Source organism: Streptomyces sp. DH12 (assembly GCF_020873895.1).
In the GTDB taxonomy this organism is placed as follows: Bacteria; Actinomycetota; Actinomycetes; order Streptomycetales; family Streptomycetaceae; genus Streptomyces.
Window position 1 is genome coordinate 1 of sequence record NZ_JAHWGT010000115.1, and the last position, 1,038, is coordinate 1,038.

Annotated in this window: 1 protein-coding gene and 1 pseudogene; both read left to right on the forward strand. The window is 71.3% G+C overall.

Annotated elements, in window-relative coordinates; translation table 11 throughout:
- Nucleotides 1-91: 91 nt before the first annotated feature.
- Nucleotides 92-301, forward strand: a pseudogene (locus LPA54_RS32840) (MarR family transcriptional regulator); the annotation flags it as partial.
- Nucleotides 302-311: 10 nt separating this feature from the next.
- Nucleotides 312-1,038: alpha/beta fold hydrolase (locus LPA54_RS32845; RefSeq protein ID WP_228984405.1), on the forward strand; the 727-nt coding region annotated here is incomplete at its 3' end.

Consider the following 1,038-nt stretch of genomic DNA (forward strand, 5'->3'; position numbering starts at 1 on the left):
TACGACGTCAGCGTGCCCCCATAATCATCTCGACGTCAAGACACTTGACATCAAGAGACTTCACATCGACACAACCACTACACTGATCCTTATGGAGGACGAGGTCGATCGGCTGGTCGCAGCGTGGCGCCGGGAGCGCCCGGACCTCGACGTGGAACCGCTCGAGGTGCTCAGCCGGGTCAGCAGACTGGCCCGGCACCTGGACCGGGCACGCCGCCTCGCCTTCACCGAGCACGGCCTGGAGTCCTGGGAGTTCGACGTGCTGACGGCGCTGCGCCGCGCGCACGCCTCACCCCACCGGGGCTCCCTCCATGCCACTGACGGACCTGACCCTTGCCGAGTGCCTCGCGCTCCGGCCCGCTCTCGCCGAACCCGCCGACCTCGACGCGTTCTGGGAACGGACCCTGCGGGCGGCGCGCGCGGCCGGCGAAGCGCCGCGTCTCACTCCCGTGGACACCGGTCTGACCCAGGTCACGACCTACGACGTGACCGTTCCCGGCTTCGCCGGCGAGCCAGTGAAGGGCTGGCTGCACCTGCCCGCGGGGACGGACGGCCCTCTCGGCTGCGTCGTGGAGTTCCTCGGCTACGGGCGCGGCCGTGGACTGCCGCACGAGCAGGTGCTCTGGGCGAACGCCGGCTACGCCCACTTCCTTATGGACACCCGCGGCCAGGGCTGGTCCACCGCGGGCGGCGACACCCCCGACACCGTCTCCCTGAACGGCGACGTCCCCGGCTTCCTGACCCGGGGCGTGGACAGCCCGGACAACCACTACTACCGGCGCGTCTACACCGACGCCGTGCGCTTCACCGAGGCCGCCCGATCCCACCCCGCGGTCGACCCGGACCGCATCGTCGTCACCGGACACAGCCAGGGCGGCGGCATCGCCCTCGCCGTCGCCGGACTCCTCCCCGGCCTCGCGGGCGTCATGCCCGACACCCCGTTCCTGTGCGACATCCGCCGAGGGGCGCTGATCGCCGGCGAGCCGCCCTACACCGAGATCGCGGAGTACCTCAGCCTGCACCGCGACCGGGTCGAGA